The following is a 23,850-nucleotide window of genomic DNA, read 5'->3' on the forward strand; positions in this document are numbered from 1 at the left end:
GCGAACCGACAGGCGCTTGATGGGGCGGCAGGCTGCAGGGCATGGGAAACACCTTTGCCCCGGTGGGTGCCGCGCTGCCGGCGCGGCGTGATGCGTTGCGGATCGAGGCTGCCGATGGCGGATCAATCCCGCGGTTCGATGGTGGCGGCGAGTCGATCATCGCTCCGAAGGCGCAGGACCGGCTGCTGGAACTGATCGAGCGGGAGCAGCTTCCGGCGGACGTGCGGCACACGCTGGCGGGGGCCTTGCAGGGCGATCTCTTCCGGCAGCAGCTCCTTTTCCAGGCGATGATCGACACCTGGCCGCGCCTCCAGAAGGCGCTGGCCGAGATCAAGCGGGCGGCGCGCAAGGCTCCATGGCAGGTGAAGGCATGGGCGAACCGCGGAGAGAAGCCGACGGCGGGGGCGGAGGCGCTGGCGAAGGAGGTGGAGTCGGCCGTCTGGTCGATGCGCCCCGATCCGGTCCGCGGGCTCAAGGGATTCGAAGGCATGGTTGAGGAACTGGCGATGGGCTACTTCCTCGGGCACCAGGTGATGGAGGTTCATTGGGCACGCGACGGCTCCACCTGGCGGCCCGCCTCGGCGAAGGTTTCCCCGCCGCGGTTCTACGGGTATTCCCAGACGTGGGACGGGGAGGACCGGCTGATGCTGGACCGGACGGGCGGCATGGGGGCGCTGCAACTCGAGGATTTCCCCGAGCATCGGTTCCTCATCGCGGTGAATGGCGGGCACTCCGGGCATGCGGCGGTCTCGGCCCCGCTCCGGGCGCTCGCGACCTACTGGCTGGCCGCGGTCTATGGACTGAAGTGGCTGATCCAGTTTGCCCAGCTCTGCGGCGTGCCGTTCCGCTGGGCCGAGTATGCCGGCGAGCCGGACCGGGTGAAGGTCACGCAGATGCTGGAAAAGATCGGCTCCGCGGGGTGGGGGGCATTTCCCGCGGGCACCAAGCTCAACTTCGTGGAGTCGCGCCGGTCTGCCGAGCAGCTACCGACGAAGGTGCTGATCGACCTGGCCGACGAGCAGTGCGACATCTTCATCCTCGGCCAGACGCTCACCAGCTCCGCCGGGGACAAGGGCAGCCAGGCGCTCGGGACGGTGCACGAGACGGTGCGCCAGGACGTGATCGAAGGTGTGTGCGACTTCGTCGGCGAGGTGCTCACCCACCAGCTCGTGCCGTCGCTCGTCACGCTCAACCACGGAGCGGCCCGCGGGGACATGCCGGGCATCTGGGCGGTCTTCGAGAAGGCGAAGGACGAGAAGGCCAAGGCGGAGCGGATGGAAGCGCTCAAGCGGCTGGGCCTGCCGGTGGAACGGCAATGGGCCTACGATGACCTCGGCGTGCCGATGCCGGCACCCGGCGCGGAACTGCTTTTCGAGGAGGCTGCCGCGGGATCGGACGGTGTGAAAGGTGATCCTGCCAAGGGGCCGATTCCACCGGAGGATGACAAGGAGCGGCTGGAAGCGCGGGATGGCTGGGAAGCCTTTGCGGCGGACAGCGGCACGCTCGGGATTCCCCGGGCCGAAATGCCGCAGATCCGGGCGGGCGACCGCGCGGCCATGGTGCAGTTCCTGCGCGCGCGTGGGATCACGTCCGCGGAGGAGACCGTCGATCCCGCCGCGCTCATGGCCACGCAAGCGGAATACTCGCCCGCGAAGGTGGCGGCGGCGAGGGGATACCGCGGCGGCAGCCGGGCGATCCTGATTTCGCAGGACGATCACGTGGTGGACGGGCATCACCAGTGGCTCGCGGCACTGGAGAAGGGCGAGCCGATCCGGGTGATTCGCCTGATGGCTCCCGTGACGCGCATCCTGATGATGGTCCATCGAATGCCGAGCACCCGGGTGGAAGCCTCGTTGCGGGAGGACCTGGACGATGGTCGCCCGAAGATGCTGACCGTGGACCGGCTCTCATCCGCCGTGCTCGAAGGGCTGACCGGGGTGACCGCCGATTGGCTCGGTCCGGTGCGCCCTTTCTTCGACCGGCTGGCCGCGCTGGCGATGGCGAAGCAAGTGACCGACGACGACTTTTTGGCGGCCCTAGAAAAAGCGGGACGCGAGCTGCCGGAACTCTTCGACGTGCTCGACAAGCAGGCCCTGCAGGAGGCCTTCGACGATGCGATCGGAAGCGCGATGCTGGCGGGGAGCACGAGCCGCTACGAACGATGATCGAGATCAAGGTCAACGTCGCCGACGGGGTGAGCGCGGTGCTCGCCTCGATCATTTCCGCGCTCACCACTCCGGAGATGGCGGAGCTCAACGAGGTGGGCGGTCGTGCCGCGTCGGAAGCGGCGCGGAAGTTCTCGCAGGAGTTCGACCGGGCGGGCGGCTGGCGGACATCGGCGTATCGCACGAGTTCCGGCCCGTCGCGGTTCGGGGCGGACGTGGCGGCGGGGTGGCATTTCCTCACCGCGGATCCGAGCGGGGCGGTGATCTACAACGATGCCGACCACTATGCTTTCCGCGTGCGCGGGGGCACGATCCGCCCGAAGCGGGTGAGCCGCCTGACGATCCCGCTTGTGCCCGAGGCGAGGGGGCTGCGGGTGGCGACCTACGTCCAGAACACCGGGCGAAGGCTCTTCACGATCCCGGGCCGCAACGCGCTCTTCGAGCGGGTGGACCGTGACGGCACCACGGGCGAGCGGGTGATCTCACGGACCCGGGGGAGGCACCGCGACGGCAGCGTCGAGATGATCCGCCGGAAGGGCGGCATCCGCGCCGTCTATGCGCTGCTGGCGAGCGTGACGCTTCCGCCGATGCCCGAGGCCGCGCCGCCGGATGAACTCCTCATTGTTTCCTTCTCCACCGCCTGGCGCAACGAGCTGGCGGACCGCATCGAACGAATCACCTCATGATCGACACACCGACATTCTTTGAGGAGGCGCTGCGCTTCCTGTTGGAAAAGAACCCGCATCCGGAGGAATGGGACGCGGCGGATTGGGCTGCGGAGCGGCCGGCGGTGCGGGTTCGCTCGTTCTTCGCGTCGCGGGTGGAAAGCGCGCGGTTCCTGGACCGGGCGCAGGGGCTGATCTTCGACTATCTGGCGAAGGTGCGTGACGAGGTGATGACCCCGGACGGCGAGCACACGACGGCACTGCGGGTGGGCGGGCGCGAGGACTTCGTGATGCTGATGCGGCGCTTCATGATCGAGGAGGGGATGGCGCGCGAGGAGGAGTTCAAGGGCGTGGTGCAGGGCGACGTCGAGGATATCCGCAGCGTCTCGCGGCTGCGCCTGATCTTCGACACGAACGTGCGCCAGGCCTACGGCTACGGGCAGTGGCGACAAGGGATGAAGCCGGTCGTGCGGAGGTCGTTTCCCGCGGCGCGGTTCGTGCGGGTGAGGGGCGTGCTGGAACCGCGGAAGCGGCATCTGGCGCATGAGGGCGAGGTGCGCCTGAAGACGGACGTGGATTGGTGGGCGAAGTACCAGAACGACCCGAAGATCGGCGGATTCGGCGTGCCGTGGGGGCCGTATGGCTTTCACTCCGGCATGGGACAGGAGGATGTGTCGCGGGAGGAGGCGACGAAGCTGGGGCTTTTCAACAGGCAGCCTCAGGACAATCAGCCGGAGACTCGTCCGGTGGAACAGCCGGAGAAGCCGCTGCCGGGGTTGAATGAGGGGCTCCAGGCGAGCGTCCGGGGGATGGACCCGGAGGTGAGGAGGAGGTTGTTGGAGGAGTTGAGGGGTGGGGCGTGATGAACCAACTTGCCACGATTTCGTAAGACTGGTTAGAGTATCTCTATACGCCACGCACTTCCACGTGCAGCTTCCCAATGGACTCAAAGGAAACGATCATTCACATCGACTGGAGCGGGCCATACAGCTTGGACGACGTAGCAAAATTTAATGGCCCGGAGGACTGGGGGGTCTATCAGATCTACGGCAGCCATCCCGTCTATGGTAGCGGCGCTTTGTTGTATATCGGTAAAACCGAGAGTGACCCTTCTGGATTTGCGGGGCGCGTTCCCCGCAGTGCCGGTTGGTCGCACCTGAATCCGGATTCAGCGAGGATCGAGATCTATCTCGGAAGGCTATTCGGGCTGACCATGCCCGACAACGCGACTTGGGAGCGTTATATTGGCTATGCCGAACGGCTTCTGATTTACGCACATACCCCAGCGCGTAATCTCAGGTGGGAGCTGATTCCTTCCGATCCAGATCTGTTTCGAGTCCACGTTGTGAATTGGCGGCAATACCGCGACCTGCTCCCCGAAGTCTCTGGTGCCAAATGGACAGATCGTTTCGACGATGTTCCATATGATAGCCATTTCAGCGTAGAGCGGCTTGAGTAAAAAGCTGCTTGGGTTGAATCCTACATGTAAGCTGAAGCGCACGGATGGGGCCGAACGTCCTTTGATCCGCGCGACCTGATAGGGACCACTGCCCCGCGTGGCGGCGGAATCCCTGCGCCGGATGATGGGTTCATGTCCATCCTCATCATCGCTGCACTGGCGAACTCGCTCGATACGGTCGCGCCGGAAGAGATCGTCTACCTGCCCGAAGGCGAGCACGAGATCACTCCCTTCGTCGACGGGAAGCCGAAGAAGGTGACCGTGCGCGTGCCGGCGTCGAAGGGCGCGGAGATCGCCGCCTCGCTGCAGTCGGCGCTTTCCGTGCGCGAAAGGTCGAACGTGCGGCCTTGGTTCGACTTCGAGCACAAGGCCGGGGTGGCGAGTGCCCTGCCGAAGTCCTTCCGGTATGAGCCGGGCAGGGGAGTGGTGGCGGCCGTCGAGTGGACGGGCGCGGGCAAGGCGGCCATCGAGGGCAAGGACTTCTCCTACTTCTCGCCGACTTTCCTGATGAGCAAGGACGGCATCCCCGACGGATTGCCGCTGCGGGGACCACTGGGGGCTCTCGTGAACGAGCCCGCCTTCCGGGAGATTCCGCGTATTGCCGCATCGGATGCGGTTGATCCAACCGAAGAAACCAACGCCATGTCACAGCTCCTCATCCTCGCGTCGTGCGGCCTGCTAACCCAGGCGGAAGCCGCGCTCCCCAATGCCGCGGAACTCGCCAGCCAGCGGGTGGCCGCGATGAACGGCCAGTCCGACAAGCTCAAGGAGATCGAAGCCAAGATCTCCGGACTCGAAAAGGAACGCGACGACGCCAAGGCGGAGGTCGAGCGGATGAAGACCGAAGCTTCCGATGCCCGCAAGTTGCGCGCCAAGGCACTGGTGGAAGCCGCCCAAGCGGACGGCCGCATCGCCGCGAAGGACGAGGCGACGGCCGGCAAATACCGCTCGCGGATCGAGGCGGGCGACACCTTCGCCGAGGAAGTCCTCGCCGGGCTCCAGAAGCTCCACACGGACCTCAACAAGCCGATCATCCAGGCCGGTGCCACCGTTCGCACGCCGGGGACGGTCGATGCCAAGGCGCAGGCACTCATCGCCGCCGGGGAAGCGAAGGACATCGACGAGGCGCGCGGCCTGGTCTTCGCCAGCGATGCCAGCGCCTACAGCGAATATCTCGCGAGCCTGAAGTGATCCGCCGGTCCGACACCCTCATCTAACAATACTCTCTTTCGATCCCGTCATGGAGACCTACACCGACACTCCCTACAAACCCTTCAAGGAAGAGGTGGCCGACGCCCTCCTGAACAAGGAACACTTCCTCGTCGCGCTCGGCACCGCTCCCGACACGGTGAAGCTGGCCACCAGCACCGATGACGCCATCGGCGTGCTCTTCGAGAAGAGCGCGGGCAATCCCCACGTGAACGTCCGCCTGCTCGGCAAGGGCGGGTCGGTCAAGGTGAAGGCCGGCGGCGTGATCGCCAAGGGTGCGCGCGTCATCTGGGGCGCGGGCGGCAAGGTCGTCACCGTGCCCGCCGCGGCGGGAACCTACCGCACCGTCGGCATCAAGCTCACCCAGGGCAACTCGGCCGACAACGACGTGATCGAGCTGCTCGACACCATCGAGACGCGCGTCGTCGTCTAACACCCAACCTCCCTCATCCTGACCCGTGAAAACGCCACTTCTCAATCCCGTCCTCACCGGCCTCGCCTCGCGCTTCATCGCGACCCAGCCGACCGTGGGACTGCGCATCGCCCCGGTGCTCAATTCCCAGATCCACGCCGCGCAGTACTACGTGTATGACCCGGCGAACCACTACAACGTCCCTACGAACATCCAGCGTGCGCCCAGTTCCCCCTTCAAGCGGCTGAAGTCCTCGTTGTCCTCGGACACCTTCCTCTGCAAGGACTACGGCGTGGAGGAGCCCATCGACAAGATGCAGCTCCAGATGTTCTCAAGCATCTTCGCCGCGGACCGCTCCGGGATGGACCGGGCGGTGAACGTCGTGCTGCTCAACCACGAGATCCGAGTGCGCGACATGGCGCGCGGCGTGACTCAGACCTCCACCCCGGCGGTGAAGTGGAATGCCCAGGCCAACACCACCATCGTGGGCGACATCGAAATGGCGAAGGCGGTGATCCGAGCGCAGATCGGCGTGATCCCGAACATGCTGACGCTGCCCTACGACGTCTTCGTCGCGCTTCGCCAGGCACCGGAGTTGCGCGCCTACTACCAGAACACCGACGGGCTCGTGACCATCGAGCAGATGAAGGTGCTCTTCGGCGTGGAGGAGATCGTGGTCTCCGGCGCGATCATCAACGGCGCGAACGAAGGCCAGGCCGCCTCGCTGGCGGACATCTGGACCGACGAGGCCTTCCTCTCCTACTCGAAGCCGAGCCCGGACGTGAAGGCGCTGAACTTCGCCCGGACCTTCAACTGGACCGCCGCCGACGGCAGCGGCCCGGCGGGAGTCTCGACCTTCACCTACGACGAGAACGAGATCGACTCGCGCGTGGTCCGCGCCCGGCAGTTCACCGATGAAAAGGTGATCGCCGCCGGTGCCGGGTATTACTTCTCCAACGTCCTCAACTGATCGCCGCCATGCAATACGAGGTCATCGATCCGAAGGGCATCCATGTGGACGGACGCAACGTCCAGCGGGGGAGGGTGATTCCGATCCCGGAAGGCGCGGCGCTGAATGCCTTCCTTCACTTCAAGCAGGTGAGGAAGCGCGAGGAAAAGCCCGCCAAACCGGCGGATGGCCCACCGGCCCCGCCGCCCGGCAAGGAGGCTGGGAAGCAGGAGAAGTAACCGGTTGTTGTTTGTGTGTGTTCAACCCCCGTCCGATGCCAGTCGGACGGGGGTAATGTTTCCTGCAGAACGTCTAATAATTCCAGTCATTCTTCCGGATCATCGTCCTCCTGTTCCACAGATTCCTCCTGCGTCCAAGGTTGGGTGGAGGTGGATTCAATTGGAGCGTCCGATTCTACTTTGATCTCAAAGTAATCGCGGAGGAATTGCACGATTTTCCCAGCATTGATGCTTTCGACCAACACTCCTTTTCCTGCAGGATTGTCGATGATTATGACCCCGCCAGGAGCATGGCCTTTCTCAGCCAAGCAAATATACTTCCACTTGCTTTTCCAAACAGGGTTCGATTCTCCCTTGATAAGGACAACTCCTTGAGGCTTGAATTCTCTGAATGGAGTGCAGTTGTGGCTTGATATTTTATATCTTGATCCTTTCTTTGTTTGTCCGGCTTTCACTCTGAAAAACTTGAATCCTTCCTTGGTTTGTACGTGGATTTCAAGATCCGAGCCGGAAGTGTTAACGACATAAAGAGTGCCTCGTACTGACATAATTGGTGGCTTTCTGATTTTTGATTTTTGAGTCAGTGGCATGAGTGATGTGGTTAGGTGATTTGTCGACACAAATTCGCTGTGGAGGGAAATAAGAGTGTTAAGGGTAATAGGAAGGCTATCGGGGACCACTCGACCGGATGGCCGCCGTGTAAGGATGGGCAAACCATGCGCTCATGCCTTGGGTGCCATTCACGGAAGCCGATGTGACCTCGCGTCTTGCCGCGCGCGAGATCGAGGTCTATGAGGCGACCTCGCGCCGGGAGTATCCGGAGGAGGGCGGCGAGGCGGAGGTTCCTGTTCTTTCCCCCGAGCGCCTGCCGCAGATCGTTGAGCAGGTTTGCAACCAGTTCCGGGGCGCGATCCGGGGCAATCCGCTTGTTTCCGTGCTCGGACCTGCCGGGACGCTGCCGGACTTCTGCATCGCCCATGCGGCGGTGATAGCCCGCGTGGCCCTGGTGGGCATGAATCCCGTGCCGGAGGGGATGACCGACCCGAGGCGCGATGAATACCGCGAGGCGAACTCTTTCCTCAGGTCGCTGAGGACCGCCCCGGCGGCGATGTTTGACGATGCGGATCCAGCCCCGGCTCCGGCGTGCCCGGCCTTCGGCGGAAACCCCTACCTCGACTTCTGATGTCCCGCCTCCGCACGCTCGCGCACGCGATGAAGGCCCGGATCGAGGAGATTCCCGATCTCGCGGGCAGTGTCGTCGTCTTCCACCGGTCGAACGTCGAGACCGAGTTCGAGAAGCGCATGGCCAAGACGCGCGGGCGATGCGTGGTGATCCGCCTTATCCGCGGGAAGAACCAGACCCGCGACAAGGTGAAGCCGCGCTTCCGCGGCACCTATTCGGTCACGCTCTTCACCGTCCCCGTGCTCACCCAGAAGGACGCGAACAACTCCGACGCCCTGATGGAACTGATCGTCGGCAAGCTCCACGGCTGGTGGCCGGCGGCGGTGCCGTCGAACGGCTCCATCTGGCTCGACTGCGACTCCATCACCTACCCGGAAGACACCGAATACGACGTTTCGGTGCTGACCGTCGAAACCCCGTGAATGCCATGAACGAACCATCCAAGGAACCGGCACCAGTGCCGGTGAAACCCGCCCTCCTGCGCTGCACCGTGCTCATCACCGGAACCCTGATCGGCAGGCTGCAGGTGGCGAAGGGCCACCGCTGCCAGCTCCCCGCCGAGCAGGCCAAGGTGCTCGCCTCGCTCACGCCGCCCGCCGTCCGGATCGACGGTGTCTGATACCCCAACGAAACGACCACCATGCCCTCGAAATTTGGAACCCTCGCCGAGCGCCTTGTCGGTGCCCGTTTCTGGTTCGTGCCGGATGGCTCGAACCTCGGCACCGAAGTCGCGCCGGAGATCACCGGACCCACCGCCAAGCCGGCCGACGATGCCGATTGGACGGACTACGACATGGGCCGCGCGACAAGCGCCGCCTACGATCCGACCAACCAGGAGCGGCAGCGCGAATGGTTCAGCCCGGAGAAGATGAAGTACATCCAGCGGACCGACCGCCAGGTGCTGGCCGACGCCTTCAACCTGACGATGGTCGATTACGCGTCGAACCTCTTCGACGAACTGATGTTCGGTCTCACGGCTCCGATCGTTGCCGGTGAGGCACAGGGGATCTTCGCCTCGGGCAGCCGGCACAAGGACGGGTGGGTGAGGCTCAAGCGCTGGAACGATGACGGCAAGCTGCTCGTGACCGCGGAGTTTCACGTGAGGCTGACCATCCAGACCGCGCCAACCGACTCGAGCGAACCCGGCTCGCCGGTGTGGCGCATCGAGCATCTGGGCGACGCCACGGCCGCGCTGGAGACCTTCATCAGCGGCGTGCCGGACGAAGAGGAGGGCGGCTGATCCGAATCGAGATCCTGCGATGAGGCACTCGTCATGGCGCATCACCTGGAATCCCCTCGGCACCTCGCCGAGGGTGATGCTGGATTTTGACGATCTGATGGACCGGGAGATCGCCATCGACGGGTCGCAGCTTTCGGCGGTCGGCACCTTCGATTTTGCGTTGTCGGCTACTCAATCGGCCCGGGGTAACCGCCGCCGCCGGGTGGAGTTCGGCAAGCGGATCGCCCACGACAGCGATGCTGCTTCCTGGCACGAGTGCGCGACGCAGCTCGCCGCAGGTCCATGGGGTGGCGATGCGGCGGGAATCATCGAGATCCGTCCGCGTGTCGGTCCGGTGCTCTTGCTCCGCGCCGCGCTGCTCTCATCGACCCACGAGCCGGCCACCGATGCGGCCATCGCGGAGAGCCTACACGAGTGGTCCTTCCGCTGCACGCGCCTGCCGCTGACCATGGGTGACGGAATCACCATTGGCGGCGGATGGTATAACCCGCCGGGCGGTGGCATCACCGTCGTCATCCCGCCGGGCAGCGGCATCGGGCCGGGTACCATTGTGGAAGTCATCATCCCGGGTGTGCCGCCGGGATACTATCCCGTGACGGGTGTGACGCCCGGAGGAGGTGGCAGCGGAGGCGGTGGCACGCCGGGCGATCTCGTGACCATCGGAGCCCCGCGCGATCCCGAGAGCGGGGAGGACGATGAGGAGCCGCATCAGTTCAACATCACGCATGCGGCGGACGCAGCAGGTCCGGGAACATCCTTCATCTGCACCGCGTGGCGCACCATCGTAGTGACCAACGTGGTGCCCATCGAGGTATTCGCGTGGCGCAGCTCCAGCCCGCTGGGTGTGTGGGAAACCTTGCATCCAGGGACGACGGAGCTGGTCGGCTCGACCGGCACCTTCGTGCGGCACATCTGGCCGCCTGCGGCGATCGAGGGCAACTGGTCGGGACTATCCTCCACGTCGGGGCCGCGGCCCATCGAGTTCGGGCGGGCCGCTGGAGTGTTCTTGTGGCGGCGAGGCGGAGAGATCACGCCGCGCACCATTTACGTCCCGATGCAGGCGAAGGGCGAGGTGAGCTATCAACACGGCCACGCCGGTCATGTGGTGCTCAAGATCCCTAGCTTGCCCGTCAGCATCAATGCCGCCGGTGTGCCGGTGGCACCGGGGAGTATCGACGGCGGGACCATCAGGAAAGTGGAGGTGGTGCCGTGATCAGCGCCGCGTGCAAGATCGAGTTCGTCCCCGCCGGGCAACCGGCCATCGTGCTGGTGGACGTGGACGGATGGCTTGAGGCGCTGCCGCGCTTCGTCGCGAGACAGAATCTCTACGAGCCCGATGGCATCGCCCTGGCTGATGGCTTCATCAAGCCGCTGGGCGGCGTGCAGGTGGACATCAGCTTTACGACCATCACCGAGCCCGCGACCGCGAGCGACATGTGGGCCGCCTTCTTGGACTGCCTGCCCCCGGTGCTGACCGGGGCGCTCGTCATCACGGGCGGCGGCAAGGTCACGACCTTCGCACCTGCGGTGATGACCACCACGACGCCCGCGCTGCCCGGGCCGGATGCGACGGTGATCAAGCGATACCAGATCCAAGCGCCGCTCCCCGTGACGGAGGGTACCTAAACAGAAGCAAAGCCATGGCAGAGAAGAGGGAGTTCACGTTTCACATCAAAACGCTCGGTGACCCGAGCGGCGCGAAGGATGTCGAACAGGCCATCGACAGTGTAGTCGATGCTGCCGAGGCGCTCGACTCGGGCGCAGGCGGTGGTGCGATCGTGCTGGATCGCAACCTCGACAACACGACCGACGCCGCCAACCATGCCGCTACCGCCATCGTGAAAGTAGGCGACGCCGCGGACTCCTTGGGCACCAGCACGAGCGGGAAAACGCTTACTTTTGAACGGAATCTCAGGAGAACGGGCGACGCTGCGACCGACACCGAGAAGAGGATCGCGGAGCTTGAGCGCACGGTGAAACAGCTCAACGCGGAACTGGCGAGAAGCGCCTCCAACTCTGCAAACCAAGCCGCCGGTTTCAGGAGGGTCGGCGAAAGTAGCGACCGCCTTGGCGAGTCATTCCGGCGGCAGCGGGTCGCTGGCGAGGCTGCCACAAAATCCACCGGCGCGCTGGGTCAGAAGGTTACGCAGGCCGGTTATCAGATGCAGGACTTCGCCGTGCAGGTCGGCGGCGGCACATCGGCACTAACAGCACTGGCACAGCAGGGCTCCCAGTTCCTAGGGGTCTTCGGCCCGAAGGGTGCGATTGCGGGCGCTGCATTGGCGATTGGAGTCGTCGTTGCTCAATTGATCCGGGCATCCAAGGGAACCAAAAATGCGAAGGAAGATGCCGACGATTGGGTGGAGTCCCTAAAGTCGGTTCAGAAGATCTTCCAAGACATGGAGACTGTCGGGCTTGAGGAGCAGTCGCGAAAGCTGGAGGAAAGCGCACGAAGGTATGCAGACGAGATTGCGAGCATCAACGCAGCCGACCGGCGGGCCATCGGTGCAGAAGGTGTGGCGGCTCGGAGAATTGAAGGAGAGAGGCTGGTCGCCTTGGCAAACAATCGGCTCGAGATCGCGCGAACTGAGTCGGCTCTCTTGAGGGCCACTGCCGAGGAGGCCACTCGACTCGCGGAACGTCGGAAACGATTGGCCGAGGAAACTGCCGAGATCGAACTAGCAATTCTCGAGCGGCGTCGTGAATTGGATCTGCAGCGGGCGCGGCGAAGTTTGGTCGCGGCTGAGCGTAACGACAGCTCAGCGAAGGACTTCGAGGCGAGGGCGCGGGCCACATACAATAAGGTGGCAGCGGAGCGGGAGGAATTGTTTCGTCTAGCCCAGGAAGCCGCACAGGCCCGCTTCGCTGCAATTGCCGAGCTCCGCAACGAGATCAAGGCTATGATCCAGGAGATCGAGGCTATCGAGTCTGAGCCTTTCGTTTCAGCCGCAGTGGCCGCTCGCCGTTCCTCGAGGAAAGACGATTTAAGGAAGCAGATCGAACTGAATGAGGTCGGCATTGGATACGCGCTTTCGCCAGGGTCTGAGGAGCGGGATGCAAAAGCAAAGGGCGACGCGCTCGTCCCTAAATTGTCAAACGCGGCGGATGCGTTGAAGGCTGCGAGCGAGGAACAACGGAAAACTTCCGCGTCCGTTGCCGATGCTATGCAGGCCCTCAAGGATCTTCGTGATTCTCAGTCGGTGGATCGCGACAGTGAACGCCAAGTCCGTGAGGCTGAGAAGCAGATCGAGGCGGAGAAAGGTCCGGACACGAGCAAGGGTGTGGAGGCACTAAGCGCGCTGACCAAGCAGCTCGATGGCATCCCCGAGCTGGCCGGGGTCACCGAGAAGATCAATTCCTTCATCGCGGACAAGACGCTGACGGGCGAGGAGCTGGTGAAGTCGCAGGTGCTGATCAGCCAATACTTCGCGAAGATTGCGAATCTTGGTGCCACCCAGAATGCCGCGATCCGCGAGGCGCGGGACAGGGTGGATGACCTGGAGCGCGAAGTCCGCACGCTGCGGGCCAACCAACGGAACACCGTCCCCGCGAACTGATGGCAGTCATATGGACAATCGTCGGGCAGGCGGGCAAGGCGGTCGATGCCACGCCGCGCACGCTGGAGGCCCTGAGCGCGGAGGGGGCCATCGTTCACTTCGAATCGCTCGCGCCCTGCACCATGGAGTGGGGCGTGTGGCTCTCGTCGCTGGCCGATGCGGCGGCGGCGCTCATCCCGGAACTGGGCCAGACGATCACGCTGCTTCGCAACGGCTCGCGCTACTTCACCGGCACAGTGACAGGACGCGACCCGGAACTCACGCCGGGCAGCTACGGGTGGCAGATCACCGTGTCCGGCCCGGTGTGGTGGCTGCAACAGCTCCTGCTCTCCAGCGACGTGGAAGACCAGGCGGGTGATGATGACGAGCGCGCGGTGTATGTCTTTCCCACCGGCTCACCCCGATCCCATCTCATCGCCCTCGCCCAACGTGCGATTGACCAAGGTGCGCCGATCTCCATCGGCAGCATCGCGAGCGCCTTCCCCGTGCCGCGGCTGAGCCTGCGCAACGGCCCGATCAGCGATGCGATGGGGCACGTGATGCGCTGGCTGGCAGATGGGATCGTGTATGTGGATTACACCGCTCCGGGTGAGCCCGCCGTGTGCATGCAGCGCCGCGCAGCAGCAGAGACGGTGACCATTTCGCCCGCCGCGGTGATGCCACGGGTGCGGGTGCAGCCGCGGGTGGAGCTGAAGGCGGAGCAGGTGAAGGTCTTTTCCGCCAAGCGCTCCACCGTGGGGCTGAAGAGGCTGACGGTATGGGACACGCAGACGGCGGGAGCGCCATCGAGCGGCCTGCCTGCGCGGCAGCCTGTCGTGGTCAGCGGGCCGGAGAAGGTGTGGGACGTGCTGCCCCAGGACTTCACGGACAGCGTGGTCGTGAGGTCGGCACCGGTGACGACGAGCGGCGAGGTGCCCATCGAAATGCTGTGGCGGTATGACGAGCGGCTCCGCGCGAGCGGGGCGGTGCCGGGCTTCACCCGCGTGGGCCTGTGGTCCGAGGCCAACTTCCACTTCGGCTACAAGTTCGCGCTCACGGGCATCGACACGCGGATCACCGACGCGGAGGGCAATGCGATTCCGCTCGCCTACTCGCACTATCTGACCGCGGGGGAGCCCCGCGATTGGTGGACGAAGGACGGCATCGAGCATGTGATGGTCCGGGTCACGGCGACGATATCGACCTACGCGGTCACCGGTCAGACCGAGGAGCCCGAGGTGCCGAAGTGGTATGAGCTGATCGGCGGCAAGTATGAGTCGTATCTCATCACCAACGCGCCGCCGCCCGCGCGCCTCAAGCACGTGTGGTCCACCACGGTGAGTGTGAGCGTGCCCTTCGTGAAGACGGCGTGGACGGCTGACACGACGCTCATTCGCGCGGAAGACTATGCCTTCGTGCAGCCGCCCGCGGGCCTCGCGGCGAACCTGCTCGCCACCCAAAACTGGCTGCCCTACGAGGGCTCGGTTTCCTACGTGACGACCGAGATCCCTGCCGGGCACCACGTCGGCAAGCGACTCAATGTTTCCGGCAGCCTGCCCGAACTGGCGAACATGGGTGCGCTGATCTCCGGCCACTCCGTGCGGCTCGCGACCGGAGAGCACATGCTGAGGCTGGGCGCGCCGGAGAGGCTCGGCTACAAGGACCTGGTCGCACGCTTCCGGCAGACGGGCGCGGACAACATCGTGTGGCTGGTGGATCAGGTCAGCAGCGACCCGGGCAGCAACCCGCCGCCCGATCCCGGGCTGGAGATCCCGACCGGGCCGCCGAATGCGATTCTCTTCAATGGCCAGCCCCTTATGTGGGATGGCGAATACCTCGTGTGGACGGCGGGCTCGGCCCTCACCTACGAGGGCAACCGCCTGCTCTATCAGGGGCAGTTGCTGCGATATCCCATCACCTGATCCAAAATCATGGCAATCGAACTGAATGGAGCGCCGGAGGCGGTCGTGGGACCGATCCGCGATGCGCTGCTGGCCGCCGCAAAAGGACAGCCGAATGCTTTCGGCGCGAAGCAGACCTTTGGCCGCGGGGTATCCCTCACGGGGCTGGCCCTGACGGATGCCGCCAACATCCAATGGGATCTCGCCCTCGGCGGATTCGCGGCAGTCACGCTGGCCGGAAATCGCACGCTGGAGCTGCTTAACCTGGCCCCCGGCGTCCACCGGCTGCGGGTGACGCAAGGCGTCGGCGGGAACCACACGCTTGCGTTCGCGGCGGGGGTCACGGTGCGGACCCCGGGCGGGACCGCGATCACGCTATCAACGGCAGCCGGGGCCGTCGATTGGCTGACCATCCTGCACGTCGGCGGCACGACCATCGACGTGATTACAGAGCCCGGCTTCCAGGCGATCTAACCTCACTTTCCGACCATGGCTGACATTGAAATCACCTCTGCCGATCCGGCGACCATCGCGGGCATCCGCGCTGCCCTGGGCGCGCCCGATGCGGCGCGCACGCTCCGATTTCCCGACGCCGAAGTAGCGCCGCCGAGCCCGGTGCTACCGAGCGCTGCAACCCGCGCGAGCAAGCTGCTCGGCTTCACTTCTGGCGGAGCGCTGGAGGCGACGACCGGCGGGGGTGGCGGCGGCGGGCAATTCGTCGCTCCACTCGTGTCGAGCTTCACCGGCGGCTGGGTGAACCAGGGCACAGCGACGGCGACGGACATCGCGGCGGGCGGCCTGCTCGGTGGGCTGGCTCAACTGCGGATGTTCAAGATCGCGGCCGCTGCCGGAGAACAGGTGACCGCGCTAGTGAAGCCGCTGAGCGGGGCCTCCGCATGGTCCTACACGGCGGTCCTGTCTTGTCGCCTGCCTGCGACCGGAAACCACTGCATGGGCCTTCTCCTCCGCGAATCCTCGTCGGGGAAGCTGATCCTCTACCCGATGCGGAACGAGGCTTTCCAAGTCATGAAATTCAACAGTCCCACCTCGTGGTCAGCCATGGGCGGCGCGGCGGAAATGTCGGATATCCTCCCGGGATTCGGGCGGACCAATCCACCGCCTTCCGTGTGGGTCTTCCGCCTGGTCTGCAACGGCACCAACATTGTCTTCAGCGTGTCGCCGGACGGGCAGTTGTGGACGCAGGTCCACAGCGCGGTCAAAGCGGACTTCATGGTTCCGAACCAGGTCGGCCTATTCATCGACCCCATCACCAACCCCGGCAGATCGGACCTGCGATGCTTTCACTGGGAGGAGTCGTGAGTAAAAGTGCTCATTTCTGACCAACAGTAATCTGAAGATGGAGTTGGTGTAAATGCGGTGTAAATGAGCGCGGGGTGAAAAATCCTTAATCCTACAAGAGGTGTTGAGTGGTAAGAGCCCACCGCGTGTCCGGGCAACCGGCACGGCACGGCAAACCCCGCGTGGTGCAAGACAGAACAGGGGAAGGGTGCCCGCCCGTCGTATCCCCGGGTATTAGTCGCATCCCGCGCAAGCGGGAGTCCGCTCCGGCGGACAGAGAAATGATCGTCACCCCCGGACACAGGGTCCGGGGACCACAGAATCCGGCTTACAGGAGAGCGGCCCGTCTCCTTCCAGAATCAAGAGCAGTTCCGAGGGTGTTGAGGCGACTGCGAACGCCCGCTTGCCCGGCCTCTACTTGGAGTGCCTCGCCCTCCATGGCGTGAGCATGCCAAGCCCATTTCTTCAGTGATCATAAAGATCGGCCCAAAATACCCAGACTAGGATCAACAGGAAGCCGATCGACGATATGCGATCCGTCGCTGATGCGCCCCATAGAAAAACAGCCCAGAGGGAGAAGATCACAATCACCGCCATTCCCACGATTGAAAGGGGCTTGAACCACCGCTTGTGGTAGCCGAACACGGCTGCGATCCAGCAACAAAGAAAGCCGACAAACCCACCGGTGATTATCGGGTGGAGAAACAGGCTGCCACTAAGATGTGAAAATATCATGGTGGTCACAATCGTGAGCGCCCCGGTGGACAGGAACCCGATGGAGTAGAAAATGATGAGCGCGGGTCGCAGAGGGTGGTTTTTTACCTGATGATCGGACACTTGATTGGTCAAAGGTTGAAGGTTTGAAAAGTGGGCCAGGATGTCTTGCTCTCGGCTCTCCTGGGGACGCCGGGCAGATATTCCTCCTGATTCAGCGATTGGTCATTGTAGCGATTTGAATCATTGCCCCGTCTCCTGATCCGTGCCCGGAACTACTGCTGGCGCAGTAATTTGCTCGCTGGCCATCCATTCGGACCAGCCGTCCAGCCCGTATTTCGCGATCGCCTGCTCTTTGCTCAGGGGGCTCGTATTACATTTCAGATGCCGTTCTCCATCCGGCAGCCATTCGAATTGATGGGTCATGTCGTTGTGTGCCATCGCGCGGGTAGGACCCTTCTCGGGAGTCCATCCCTCGGCGAGAGCCCACCGGATGGCAGCCACCACCGAAGCCGGCCTGATCTCGAATTCCCAAGGCCGGGGATCGATGAACAGGACGAAGGGCTGTCCCTCACGGCCAACGGTGAAAACGTCCGCGCTGCAGAGCGGGCAATGCGCGCTGTAGTGCCACAGGAAAGTGGAGCCGTCCACTACCAGAGTCCTCGTTCCTTTCCTAGGCCAGGCCATGTGAGTCGTGATTTCGGGAGAAGGTTGGAGAGACAAGGAAAAGTGCGTGGCACCATTGCAAATGGACGACCTGTCACATTCGCAATGTGGGAAAGATGGCGGGAATCAATGCGGCGCATTGTCGTTGTCTGGTGATGCACCTTGTCGTTCTCGTTTGCTCTTACGCAAGCGGGACAGAGCCTCGGGAGCCAGCAATCCCATGGTAACCGAGAATACTGCTACGGATGCCATCATTTGGATCCGGCCGCAGTCGCCCTTCCGTGCACTGATCGTCCACGCGGGATGAAGGGCGAATAGGAGAAGGCAGGCATAGGCTGACCCATTCCAAAAAGGCCTGGGGCGCAGCCAAAACAGATATGCCGCAGCCAGACCCGTGACGAAGGCGGAAAAATATCCGAGGGCGATGTTTTGAGCAATCGTCTGTGCTGCGCCGGGTCCGCTGCACGCCACAATACAGGTTTCGAGAGACATCAAGGTTTTGGCAGTTTGAGGCCCGGACAAGTCCTACCACAAAATCGCCGAATGCTGTTCAAAATATTTCAAGCATGAGAGATCGGTCTCGGAGCGCTACGATCTACGGCAATCGTAGGAGATCGATGATCCCGCCCGGCGACCGGTATTCTGTTAGATCGGCCTCGGACGGCAGGTACCTTTTTCGCGTAGGGTGGGTCGGGCGATCCTCCGGGAGAGAAGACCTGCTTGGAATGGTAAGTCGCTAGGGTTCCTGCCGTTGGCGGAATCGCGACCATGCGGGGCAAGAGAGCGGGTCTCTAACTGGTCCGGATGGGGTGGTTTTTTGTCGTTGACCATCAGGTTTCGCGAACCTTTGGAATGCCGCGCATTTTACTTGCCCCTACATCTGTCCCTTACGCCTGCATGACTAAAACGACCTCTTCCCGCTTCCTTGCCGCAATGGCTTCGCTCTTCCTCGCCGCTTCGGCTTCCGGCGCGACGATCGCGGGCTACGCTCCCACCACCGGCCTTACCTCGACCTATGCCCGCCATGGCATCTCCTTCACCACCGCGGATGACGGCACCGCGGACAAGCTGGAGACCATCGCCTTCTTCAATGGTTCCACGGTCTCCGGCAACGGAATGCTCTACCTCTTCACGTCGGCTTATCTTGATGCGCCGATCAATATCGAAGGTGATGTCGGCGCCATCGCGTCGGCGGCCTTCGTTGCCGGCGTGGGCTTCGACTTCTCCACGTCGAATATCACGCTGCTTCCCAATACCACCTACTTCGCCTACTCGCGGGCAGGTTTCTATGTCTCCACCACCACCGGCAATGGCTATGCCGGAGGCGCACATTTCCAGGCTGGAAACAATTTTGATGCCTATGTCGGCTCGACCGGTCGCGACGCTGCCTTCCTGGTGACGGGCACCGCGGTGCCGGAACCGGGCAGCCTCGCCCTGGTCGCCGGTGGCCTGCTCGCCGCAGCAGCGCGCCGCCGCCGGAAGTGAGTTCCGCTTTACCCACGGCAGGGAAAGGCACTCGCCTTTCCCTGCATTTTTGCCCGGGTCTGAGGGGCATCGTCCCTGCTCGTGCGTTCAAACCAGCTTGATGTCGGATTCCCTGAGAGGTTGCTTGGACAGGGAATAGATGCTGACCGAAGAACAAGCGATGGAGGTGGCGTGGAGACTTGCCGAATCAGCGGCGACGCATCTCCGTTTTCCTCTCCGTTCCGAGCCGACGAGGGTTTCCCTCGATGATCACTCCGGCGGTCACGAAGCTCTCGGGATCTCCACGAGTTTCTGGGCCTTCATTTTCCGGATGGAAGTGCCCGAGGGAAGCATGATTCACCCTGACTTCGTCCACATCGTGGTCGATCCTCTCACCGGCAATGCTGCCTTTCTCCCGCTCTTGTGATGGGTTCTTCCAAGATGCCGCCGCTGGTGATCGAGCGGCGAATCACGGTTTGCCCGTGATCCTCCGGTCAGTGTTTTTCTTGCAGGTGGGGCATACCCAAACGACATGCCTCAAGCTGGGGTCATCGTGAGCCCTGAAGTAACCGTCGTTCTTGTTGTTCTTGCTGTTGGATGGAAAGCCTGGCGCACCTACCGGAACTTCGACGGTTCTTGCCATAGACGCTTTGTGAGTGTCGCAGACGGATGAGTCATGGACCAACTTTTCACCTTCGTGGATCCTGATCGCGATAAAGCGGTGCGGGTGGTCGGGGTGTCCAATGGTGGAGCATTCCAAGAGATCAACATCATAGGAAGTGCCGCTTTTGAAGCTCGGGTTGTCGAGCTTGATGCTGGCATGGATCAGTTTGCCGCATTCCGGCTGTATTTGAAGCACCTCGGTTTTGGCGTCGTAGGAGAGATGGCCTCTCGTGCGGATCGGGGCTTCCCGGATCTTGTAGGAGCGGACATCGAATTCCTGACCCTGGCCGGAGGATGTTGTGGCGAAGCGGGTGCCGCTGCATGAACAAATTGCCAGAATGAAAAGGATCGCCGACGACCTTTTCATCAATACAGGAGGTCTCATGGCTATATGTTTATCGGGGGGGCTCGATGGAGAGATTCTCTCCGAGACAGCTAGTGGCAAGTCTCGACTGGTCACGACGGCAGGGACTCGAAATGGTTCCGATTCGTGCGGCATGAAGGGGGCGCCTGATCACGATAGAACTCTCGCCGACCGACAATTGGCCCCAATATCCGTATTGCGTATCAAGACTGCTTTTCGACTCGCGTCTTCGATTTGCGCGAAGCCGGTTTAGCCCTCTTCGAGCGCCGCCAGTCGCGAGCTATCTCCGCCTGCCGTTTCTTGAGATCTCCTGGCGCGCTAATCCCGAGCTTGTCCAAGAGTTCATTCTCAACGGGGGTCCGTTCATGATGCATGGGTTTTCCATCTAGAAAGACCTCTTCAGCAATCCTGATGAAGCTTTGGTTGTTTTCCCAAACGCACATTATCGGCAATGTGCGGAATTCGGTCTCAGTTGCGGGGCGTTCTTCGTCGTAGCCGAGCGTTACAATACCATTTAGCAAAGAGGTCAGGACAGGCGGGACCATGAAGTCGTCTGCTTCCAGTGGTAGGATGTCCAGCATCATTGACCCCGAGTGAGCGAGTGAGCGAACGTCGAAGCATCCCTGCCATAGCACTGGCGGGCCTGAAATTGCTTGCACAGTTGGCTTCTCCGAGCCGTGCCAATCCAGTAAAGCTCCCCAGAACGAAAATCGGCTCTTCCCGCTTTTCCGGCGGGGGGAATAAACCCGTCCGCAGGCGTAGCTGCCATCGCGAAGCGGAATGTCCCAGATCATCCCTCTGGCCAAAAAGGAATTGGACTTGGGAAGGAAGGGGAATGTCACATCGCCGGTAGGCATGGATTCATGAAATAAATAACATGGAAATGGTCAAGCAGACGGGTTTGGCATTTTGTTCTATTCCTCCGAGGTGAAGGAAAGAGAGATAATTGTAAGATGATGCGTTAATTTATCTTCCCTACCTCAGCTCCCACGGCTCCTCCTGGTGTTCTGCGGAGCGGGGCTCGAGGTGGGAGATGACGCGGACGTCCTGGCCGATTTGTGCGGCGACTCGGCCTTCGAGTTCGGTGGCGATTTCGTGGGCGTCGCCGAGGTCGGTTTCGTCGGGGAAGACGAGGTGGAATTCAACCCAATGCGTGCGTCCGGAGTGGCGGTGGCGGAGATTGTGGTAGGAGAGGCCCCGGGTGGCGCAGTCGGCGTCGAGGATGTCGCGCAGTTCCTTTTCCACGGCCAGGTCGGCCTCGTCCATCAGCCCGCCGAAGCTCTCGCGCATCAGCCGCCAGCCGGTCCACAGGAGCTTGCTGCCGGCGAGGATCGCGCAGATGGGGTCCCACCAGCGCCAGCCAGTGAAGTACACCAGGCCGAGCGCGATGATCACCGCGCCGCTGGTCCATACGTCCGCGAGCACGTGCTCGCCATTCGCGCGCAGCACCTGGGAGTTGTGCTTCCTGCCCACGCGCAGCAGCGCCATGCCGAGCACCAGGTTCACCGCGGCGGCTCCGGCGGTGACGAGGATGCCGAGGCCCATGCTCTCGATCACGGAGCCGCTGATCGCCTGGCGGCCCGCATCGTAGAGGATGAGCAGCGCCGCCGCACTGATCATCGCGCCCTCGAACCCCGAGGAAATGAAGGCCACCTTGTCATGGCCGAAGTGATGCGTGTCGTCGGACGGCTTGTGCGCCAGCCGCAGTGCCCATGCGGCAAAGGCCACGGCGAGCAAGTGGGTCACGGACTCCGCGGCGTCTGAGTAAATCGCCGAGGATCCCGTCATGGCCGCCGCGATCGTCTTCGCGACGAGCAGCACCACCGCCACGGCGAGTGACAGGGTCATCATGCGGGATTGGTCTTCGGGCAGCCTTGGGGACAGCGTCGCGCTCACGGCGGAAAGCGTGGGATTTCCCGCGGCGCGTGCAACTTCATCGGAAATTCATTGGCCACTGGCCGCGTAACCGATTGAACTCAAACCCCCACGTTGAAGCGGTTTCTCCTAACAATCTTAGCCACGGCAGGAATTGTAAGCGCTGTCTGCTGGCATTTCCGCGATCGCCTGCCGGTCGCGTGGCAAACCGTGTCCGCGCCGCTCGTCACAAAACCGGCCCCTGACTCCGCCCGCTACGAGGAGCTGAAGGAAGAGGCGGAGCGCTGGCGGAAGGATCTCTCCTCGAAGTACGCCAAGGCTCGTACCAATGAGGAAAAGGACCGCGTGATCGCGGAGACCCGCAGCTTCCTGGAGACCCTGCTGCCGGAGATGATGCTGTGCTGGCTCGGCACCCCGTGGGACTTCAATGGCACGTCGGAGGTCCCGGGCGAGGGGAAGATCGCGTGCGGCTACTTCGTCTCCACGGTGCTGCGCGATGCGGGCTTCAAGCTGGACCGCTACAAGCTCGCCCGCCAGCCCTCGCAGAATATCATCCGCACCTTCCTCCCGGCGGACGCGATGACGCTGCGGGTGGGTGTCTCCTACGACACCTTCGCGGGGGAGCTGGCCATGGTGGAGCCCGGCGTGCGGATCATCGGCCTGGACAGCCATGTCGCCTTCCTCGTCACCCGGCCGGATGGCTTCCGCTTCATCCACTCCTCCGGCTCCGCGCCATGGTGTGTGGTGGACGAGGACCGCGAAGCGGCGGAAGTACTACGCCGCTCGAACTACCGAGTCCATGGCCTTCTCACCGGGGATCGCACCGTGCTGCTGCGCTGGCTGCGGGCGGAAAAAATCGCGGTGAAGGAATCCTCCACCGCGAGCAGCTAGGCGGCGCGCCGGTGATCGTCTCACCGGCACCCGCCAGATTGATAAGCGCCTCAGGCGACTCCGGCCACCGATCCGCCGTTAATCTCGGCTGCGATCTCGTCGGCACGGGTGAAGAGACCTTCCTCGCGCAGGAATGCGGAGTAGTTCTCGGCCACGGCCACGAGGTCTTCGGCGTATTCGATCCCCAGCGACTTGAAGCCGGCGATTGACTTCTCGAAGTGCCGCTGCGCCCACGCCTTGTCACCGGTGGCCAGCAGCGCCAGCGCGAGGTTGTTGTGGGATTGGGCGGTGTCGTGATGATTCTCGCCGAAGAGCTTGCGGCGTGCATCGAGCGCCATCAGGTGCATCTCGCGGGCCTGTTCGAAGTAGCCGGCCGATTGATAGAGCGCGCCGATATTGTTGGACACGGAGGCCGTCTCCTCGTTGTCGGGGCCCAGCTCCTTGTGAAGGATTTCCAAGGCACGCAGGAAGTGCGCCTCGGAGCCTTCCACGTCGCCGCCCGCCTTCTTCAGGTAGGCGATGTTGTTGGACATCGAGGCAATGTCGAGCAGCGCGGGTGGCTCGGATGCCTCGAAGTAGTGGATGGCCTGTTGCCAGAGTTCGGCGGCGCGCTCGCTGTTGCCGAGCTGGTCGTGCACCGCGCCGTAGCCGGCGTAGAGGCGGCCGATCTGTGAACTGCGGTCCGGGCGATTCTCAAGCTGCTCGATGGCCTGCTTGTAATCGTCCCGCGCTTCCTCGAGGAGGCCGAGCTGGCGATAGACGTCCGCGCGCACCTCGAGGGAGCTGGCGAACTCGTCGATGCTCTCCAGGTCGCTGCTGAGCATCTGCTGCGCCTTGAGGACTGCAGCGGTCGCGGCGTGGACTGCTTCGTCGAGGTCTCCCACGGCGACGAGTTCATCGACACGGCCGCGGAGGATTTGAATCAGGGTAGCTGTTGGTGAGTCCATGGCTTGTAT

Annotated in this window: 29 protein-coding genes; 22 read left to right on the forward strand and 7 right to left on the reverse strand. The window is 63.1% G+C overall.

Going from position 1 to position 23,850, the window contains the following annotated elements; all coding sequences use genetic code 11:
- Positions 1 to 41 precede the first annotated feature (41 nt).
- The 8 genes from OKA04_RS12860 to OKA04_RS12895 all read left to right on the forward strand — a co-directional run bounded on the left by OKA04_RS12860 (position 42) and on the right by OKA04_RS12895 (position 7,098).
- Positions 42 to 2,165 (forward strand): phage portal protein family protein, encoded by a 2,124-nt coding sequence (locus tag OKA04_RS12860; protein ID WP_264501574.1) that lies wholly within the window; start codon positions 42 to 44, stop codon positions 2,163 to 2,165.
- Positions 2,162 to 2,851 (forward strand): hypothetical protein, encoded by a 690-nt coding sequence (locus OKA04_RS12865; RefSeq protein ID WP_264501575.1) that lies wholly within the window; start codon positions 2,162 to 2,164, stop codon positions 2,849 to 2,851. The genes OKA04_RS12860 and OKA04_RS12865 overlap by 4 nt, the downstream gene beginning before the upstream one ends.
- Positions 2,848 to 3,693, forward strand: a complete 846-nt coding sequence (locus OKA04_RS12870; protein ID WP_264501576.1) for a putative phage head morphogenesis protein — start codon at positions 2,848 to 2,850, stop codon at positions 3,691 to 3,693. Before OKA04_RS12865 ends, OKA04_RS12870 begins: the two co-directional genes overlap by 4 nt.
- 77 nt (positions 3,694 to 3,770) lie before the next feature.
- Positions 3,771 to 4,289 carry a hypothetical protein gene (locus OKA04_RS12875; RefSeq protein WP_264501577.1) on the forward strand — a complete coding sequence of 173 codons (519 nt, stop codon included), beginning with the start codon at positions 3,771 to 3,773 and terminating at the stop codon, positions 4,287 to 4,289.
- Between the two features lie 132 nt (positions 4,290 to 4,421).
- Entirely contained in the window at positions 4,422 to 5,480 is a 1,059-nt protein-coding gene (locus OKA04_RS12880; RefSeq protein WP_264501578.1) for a phage protease, read from the forward strand.
- Between the two features lie 49 nt (positions 5,481 to 5,529).
- The gene (locus OKA04_RS12885) at positions 5,530 to 5,931 is read left to right on the forward strand and encodes a capsid cement protein (RefSeq protein WP_264501579.1); all 402 of its coding nucleotides are present in this window, start codon (positions 5,530 to 5,532) and stop codon (positions 5,929 to 5,931) included.
- Positions 5,932 to 5,956: 25 nt separating this feature from the next.
- The gene (locus OKA04_RS12890) at positions 5,957 to 6,880 is read left to right on the forward strand and encodes a hypothetical protein (protein WP_264501580.1); all 924 of its coding nucleotides are present in this window, start codon (positions 5,957 to 5,959) and stop codon (positions 6,878 to 6,880) included.
- A gap of 8 nt (positions 6,881 to 6,888) precedes the next feature.
- Positions 6,889 to 7,098 (forward strand): hypothetical protein, encoded by a 210-nt coding sequence (locus tag OKA04_RS12895; protein WP_264501581.1) that lies wholly within the window; start codon positions 6,889 to 6,891, stop codon positions 7,096 to 7,098.
- An 86-nt stretch (positions 7,099 to 7,184) separates the two neighbouring features.
- On the opposite strand, the gene OKA04_RS12900 is transcribed toward OKA04_RS12895, so the two are convergent.
- Positions 7,185 to 7,688: a hypothetical protein gene (locus OKA04_RS12900; protein ID WP_264501582.1), complete on the reverse strand. Its 504-nt coding sequence runs from the start codon at positions 7,686 to 7,688 to the stop codon at positions 7,185 to 7,187.
- Positions 7,689 to 7,822: 134 nt separating this feature from the next.
- Between OKA04_RS12900 and OKA04_RS12905 the strand changes: the two genes are divergently transcribed.
- From OKA04_RS12905 to OKA04_RS12950, 10 genes are read left to right on the forward strand one after another with little or no spacing between them, the layout of a single operon-like run.
- Positions 7,823 to 8,281 (forward strand): hypothetical protein, encoded by a 459-nt coding sequence (locus OKA04_RS12905; RefSeq protein WP_264501583.1) that lies wholly within the window; start codon positions 7,823 to 7,825, stop codon positions 8,279 to 8,281.
- A complete protein-coding gene (locus OKA04_RS12910; RefSeq protein WP_264501584.1) occupies positions 8,281 to 8,703 on the forward strand; it encodes a hypothetical protein in 423 nt (140 codons plus the stop codon). Before OKA04_RS12905 ends, OKA04_RS12910 begins: the two co-directional genes overlap by 1 nt.
- 5 nt (positions 8,704 to 8,708) lie before the next feature.
- Positions 8,709 to 8,900, forward strand: a complete 192-nt coding sequence (locus OKA04_RS12915; protein WP_264501585.1) for a hypothetical protein — start codon at positions 8,709 to 8,711, stop codon at positions 8,898 to 8,900.
- A 21-nt stretch (positions 8,901 to 8,921) separates the two neighbouring features.
- Entirely contained in the window at positions 8,922 to 9,521 is a 600-nt protein-coding gene (locus tag OKA04_RS12920) for a hypothetical protein (RefSeq protein WP_264501586.1), read from the forward strand.
- A gap of 19 nt (positions 9,522 to 9,540) precedes the next feature.
- On the forward strand, positions 9,541 to 10,734 hold the full coding sequence (locus tag OKA04_RS12925; protein ID WP_264501587.1) for a hypothetical protein: 1,194 nt from the start codon (positions 9,541 to 9,543) through the stop codon (positions 10,732 to 10,734).
- Positions 10,731 to 11,147: a hypothetical protein gene (locus tag OKA04_RS12930; protein WP_264501588.1), complete on the forward strand. Its 417-nt coding sequence runs from the start codon at positions 10,731 to 10,733 to the stop codon at positions 11,145 to 11,147. The genes OKA04_RS12925 and OKA04_RS12930 overlap by 4 nt, the downstream gene beginning before the upstream one ends.
- 14 nt (positions 11,148 to 11,161) lie before the next feature.
- Positions 11,162 to 13,078: a hypothetical protein gene (locus tag OKA04_RS12935; RefSeq protein WP_264501589.1), complete on the forward strand. Its 1,917-nt coding sequence runs from the start codon at positions 11,162 to 11,164 to the stop codon at positions 13,076 to 13,078.
- Positions 13,078 to 14,979, forward strand: a complete 1,902-nt coding sequence (locus tag OKA04_RS12940; RefSeq protein WP_264501590.1) for a hypothetical protein — start codon at positions 13,078 to 13,080, stop codon at positions 14,977 to 14,979. Before OKA04_RS12935 ends, OKA04_RS12940 begins: the two co-directional genes overlap by 1 nt.
- A 9-nt stretch (positions 14,980 to 14,988) precedes the next feature.
- Complete coding sequence (locus OKA04_RS12945; RefSeq protein ID WP_264501591.1) at positions 14,989 to 15,432, forward strand: hypothetical protein; 444 nt, start codon at positions 14,989 to 14,991, stop codon at positions 15,430 to 15,432.
- A 15-nt stretch (positions 15,433 to 15,447) separates the two neighbouring features.
- Positions 15,448 to 16,278, forward strand: coding sequence for a hypothetical protein (locus OKA04_RS12950; protein ID WP_264501592.1), 831 nt, complete (start codon positions 15,448 to 15,450; stop codon positions 16,276 to 16,278).
- Positions 16,279 to 16,722: 444 nt separating this feature from the next.
- Here OKA04_RS12950 and OKA04_RS12955 read toward each other — a convergent pair whose 3' ends face one another.
- The 3 genes from OKA04_RS12955 to OKA04_RS12965 form a co-directional block, all read right to left on the reverse strand.
- Entirely contained in the window at positions 16,723 to 17,094 is a 372-nt protein-coding gene (locus tag OKA04_RS12955) for a hypothetical protein (protein ID WP_264501593.1), read from the reverse strand.
- 120 nt (positions 17,095 to 17,214) lie between these two features.
- Positions 17,215 to 17,622: a hypothetical protein gene (locus OKA04_RS12960; RefSeq protein WP_264501594.1), complete on the reverse strand. Its 408-nt coding sequence runs from the start codon at positions 17,620 to 17,622 to the stop codon at positions 17,215 to 17,217.
- 141 nt (positions 17,623 to 17,763) lie between these two features.
- On the reverse strand, positions 17,764 to 18,129 hold the full coding sequence (locus tag OKA04_RS12965) for a hypothetical protein (protein ID WP_264501595.1): 366 nt from the start codon (positions 18,127 to 18,129) through the stop codon (positions 17,764 to 17,766).
- Positions 18,130 to 18,570: 441 nt separating this feature from the next.
- On the opposite strand from OKA04_RS12965, the gene OKA04_RS12970 reads away from it, so the two are divergent.
- The 3 genes from OKA04_RS12970 (at position 18,571) to OKA04_RS12980 (ending at position 20,089) form a co-directional block, all read left to right on the forward strand.
- On the forward strand, positions 18,571 to 19,122 hold the full coding sequence (locus tag OKA04_RS12970) for a PEP-CTERM sorting domain-containing protein (RefSeq protein WP_264501596.1): 552 nt from the start codon (positions 18,571 to 18,573) through the stop codon (positions 19,120 to 19,122).
- Between the two features lie 139 nt (positions 19,123 to 19,261).
- The gene (locus OKA04_RS12975) at positions 19,262 to 19,528 is read left to right on the forward strand and encodes a hypothetical protein (RefSeq protein ID WP_264501597.1); all 267 of its coding nucleotides are present in this window, start codon (positions 19,262 to 19,264) and stop codon (positions 19,526 to 19,528) included.
- A gap of 249 nt (positions 19,529 to 19,777) precedes the next feature.
- The gene (locus tag OKA04_RS12980; RefSeq protein WP_264501598.1) at positions 19,778 to 20,089 is read left to right on the forward strand and encodes a hypothetical protein; all 312 of its coding nucleotides are present in this window, start codon (positions 19,778 to 19,780) and stop codon (positions 20,087 to 20,089) included.
- A gap of 242 nt (positions 20,090 to 20,331) precedes the next feature.
- Here OKA04_RS12980 and OKA04_RS12985 read toward each other — a convergent pair whose 3' ends face one another.
- Positions 20,332 to 20,985, reverse strand: coding sequence for a hypothetical protein (locus tag OKA04_RS12985; protein ID WP_264501599.1), 654 nt, complete (start codon positions 20,983 to 20,985; stop codon positions 20,332 to 20,334).
- Positions 20,986 to 21,103: 118 nt separating this feature from the next.
- On the reverse strand, positions 21,104 to 21,979 hold the full coding sequence (locus OKA04_RS12990) for a cation diffusion facilitator family transporter (protein ID WP_264501600.1): 876 nt from the start codon (positions 21,977 to 21,979) through the stop codon (positions 21,104 to 21,106).
- Positions 21,980 to 22,213: 234 nt separating this feature from the next.
- On the opposite strand from OKA04_RS12990, the gene OKA04_RS12995 reads away from it, so the two are divergent.
- Positions 22,214 to 22,894, forward strand: coding sequence for a hypothetical protein (locus OKA04_RS12995; protein ID WP_264501601.1), 681 nt, complete (start codon positions 22,214 to 22,216; stop codon positions 22,892 to 22,894).
- A 50-nt stretch (positions 22,895 to 22,944) separates the two neighbouring features.
- On the opposite strand, the gene OKA04_RS13000 is transcribed toward OKA04_RS12995, so the two are convergent.
- A complete protein-coding gene (locus OKA04_RS13000; RefSeq protein WP_264501602.1) occupies positions 22,945 to 23,841 on the reverse strand; it encodes a tetratricopeptide repeat protein in 897 nt (298 codons plus the stop codon).
- Between the last annotated feature and the right edge of the window lie 9 nt (positions 23,842 to 23,850).

This window comes from Luteolibacter flavescens (assembly GCF_025950085.1).
Lineage (GTDB): Bacteria > Verrucomicrobiota > Verrucomicrobiia > Verrucomicrobiales > Akkermansiaceae > Haloferula > Haloferula flavescens.

Coding starts and splice junctions, on each gene's coding strand:
- OKA04_RS12860 (WP_264501574.1), top strand. CDS start 42: ATGGGAAACACCTTTGCCCCGGTGGGTGCCGCGCTGCCGGCGCGGCGT.
- OKA04_RS12865 (WP_264501575.1), top strand. CDS start 2,162: ATGATCGAGATCAAGGTCAACGTCGCCGACGGGGTGAGCGCGGTGCTC.
- OKA04_RS12870 (WP_264501576.1), top strand. CDS start 2,848: ATGATCGACACACCGACATTCTTTGAGGAGGCGCTGCGCTTCCTGTTG.
- OKA04_RS12875 (WP_264501577.1), top strand. CDS start 3,771: ATGGACTCAAAGGAAACGATCATTCACATCGACTGGAGCGGGCCATAC.
- OKA04_RS12880 (WP_264501578.1), top strand. CDS start 4,422: ATGTCCATCCTCATCATCGCTGCACTGGCGAACTCGCTCGATACGGTC.
- OKA04_RS12885 (WP_264501579.1), top strand. CDS start 5,530: ATGGAGACCTACACCGACACTCCCTACAAACCCTTCAAGGAAGAGGTG.
- OKA04_RS12895 (WP_264501581.1), top strand. CDS start 6,889: ATGCAATACGAGGTCATCGATCCGAAGGGCATCCATGTGGACGGACGC.
- OKA04_RS12900 (WP_264501582.1), bottom strand. CDS start 7,688: ATGCCACTGACTCAAAAATCAAAAATCAGAAAGCCACCAATTATGTCA.
- OKA04_RS12905 (WP_264501583.1), top strand. CDS start 7,823: ATGCCTTGGGTGCCATTCACGGAAGCCGATGTGACCTCGCGTCTTGCC.
- OKA04_RS12910 (WP_264501584.1), top strand. CDS start 8,281: ATGTCCCGCCTCCGCACGCTCGCGCACGCGATGAAGGCCCGGATCGAG.
- OKA04_RS12915 (WP_264501585.1), top strand. CDS start 8,709: ATGAACGAACCATCCAAGGAACCGGCACCAGTGCCGGTGAAACCCGCC.
- OKA04_RS12920 (WP_264501586.1), top strand. CDS start 8,922: ATGCCCTCGAAATTTGGAACCCTCGCCGAGCGCCTTGTCGGTGCCCGT.
- OKA04_RS12925 (WP_264501587.1), top strand. CDS start 9,541: ATGAGGCACTCGTCATGGCGCATCACCTGGAATCCCCTCGGCACCTCG.
- OKA04_RS12935 (WP_264501589.1), top strand. CDS start 11,162: ATGGCAGAGAAGAGGGAGTTCACGTTTCACATCAAAACGCTCGGTGAC.
- OKA04_RS12940 (WP_264501590.1), top strand. CDS start 13,078: ATGGCAGTCATATGGACAATCGTCGGGCAGGCGGGCAAGGCGGTCGAT.
- OKA04_RS12945 (WP_264501591.1), top strand. CDS start 14,989: ATGGCAATCGAACTGAATGGAGCGCCGGAGGCGGTCGTGGGACCGATC.
- OKA04_RS12950 (WP_264501592.1), top strand. CDS start 15,448: ATGGCTGACATTGAAATCACCTCTGCCGATCCGGCGACCATCGCGGGC.
- OKA04_RS12965 (WP_264501595.1), bottom strand. CDS start 18,129: ATGTCTCTCGAAACCTGTATTGTGGCGTGCAGCGGACCCGGCGCAGCA.
- OKA04_RS12970 (WP_264501596.1), top strand. CDS start 18,571: ATGGCTTCGCTCTTCCTCGCCGCTTCGGCTTCCGGCGCGACGATCGCG.
- OKA04_RS12975 (WP_264501597.1), top strand. CDS start 19,262: ATGCTGACCGAAGAACAAGCGATGGAGGTGGCGTGGAGACTTGCCGAA.
- OKA04_RS12980 (WP_264501598.1), top strand. CDS start 19,778: ATGGACCAACTTTTCACCTTCGTGGATCCTGATCGCGATAAAGCGGTG.
- OKA04_RS12985 (WP_264501599.1), bottom strand. CDS start 20,985: ATGCCTACCGGCGATGTGACATTCCCCTTCCTTCCCAAGTCCAATTCC.
- OKA04_RS12990 (WP_264501600.1), bottom strand. CDS start 21,979: ATGATGACCCTGTCACTCGCCGTGGCGGTGGTGCTGCTCGTCGCGAAG.
- OKA04_RS13000 (WP_264501602.1), bottom strand. CDS start 23,841: ATGGACTCACCAACAGCTACCCTGATTCAAATCCTCCGCGGCCGTGTC.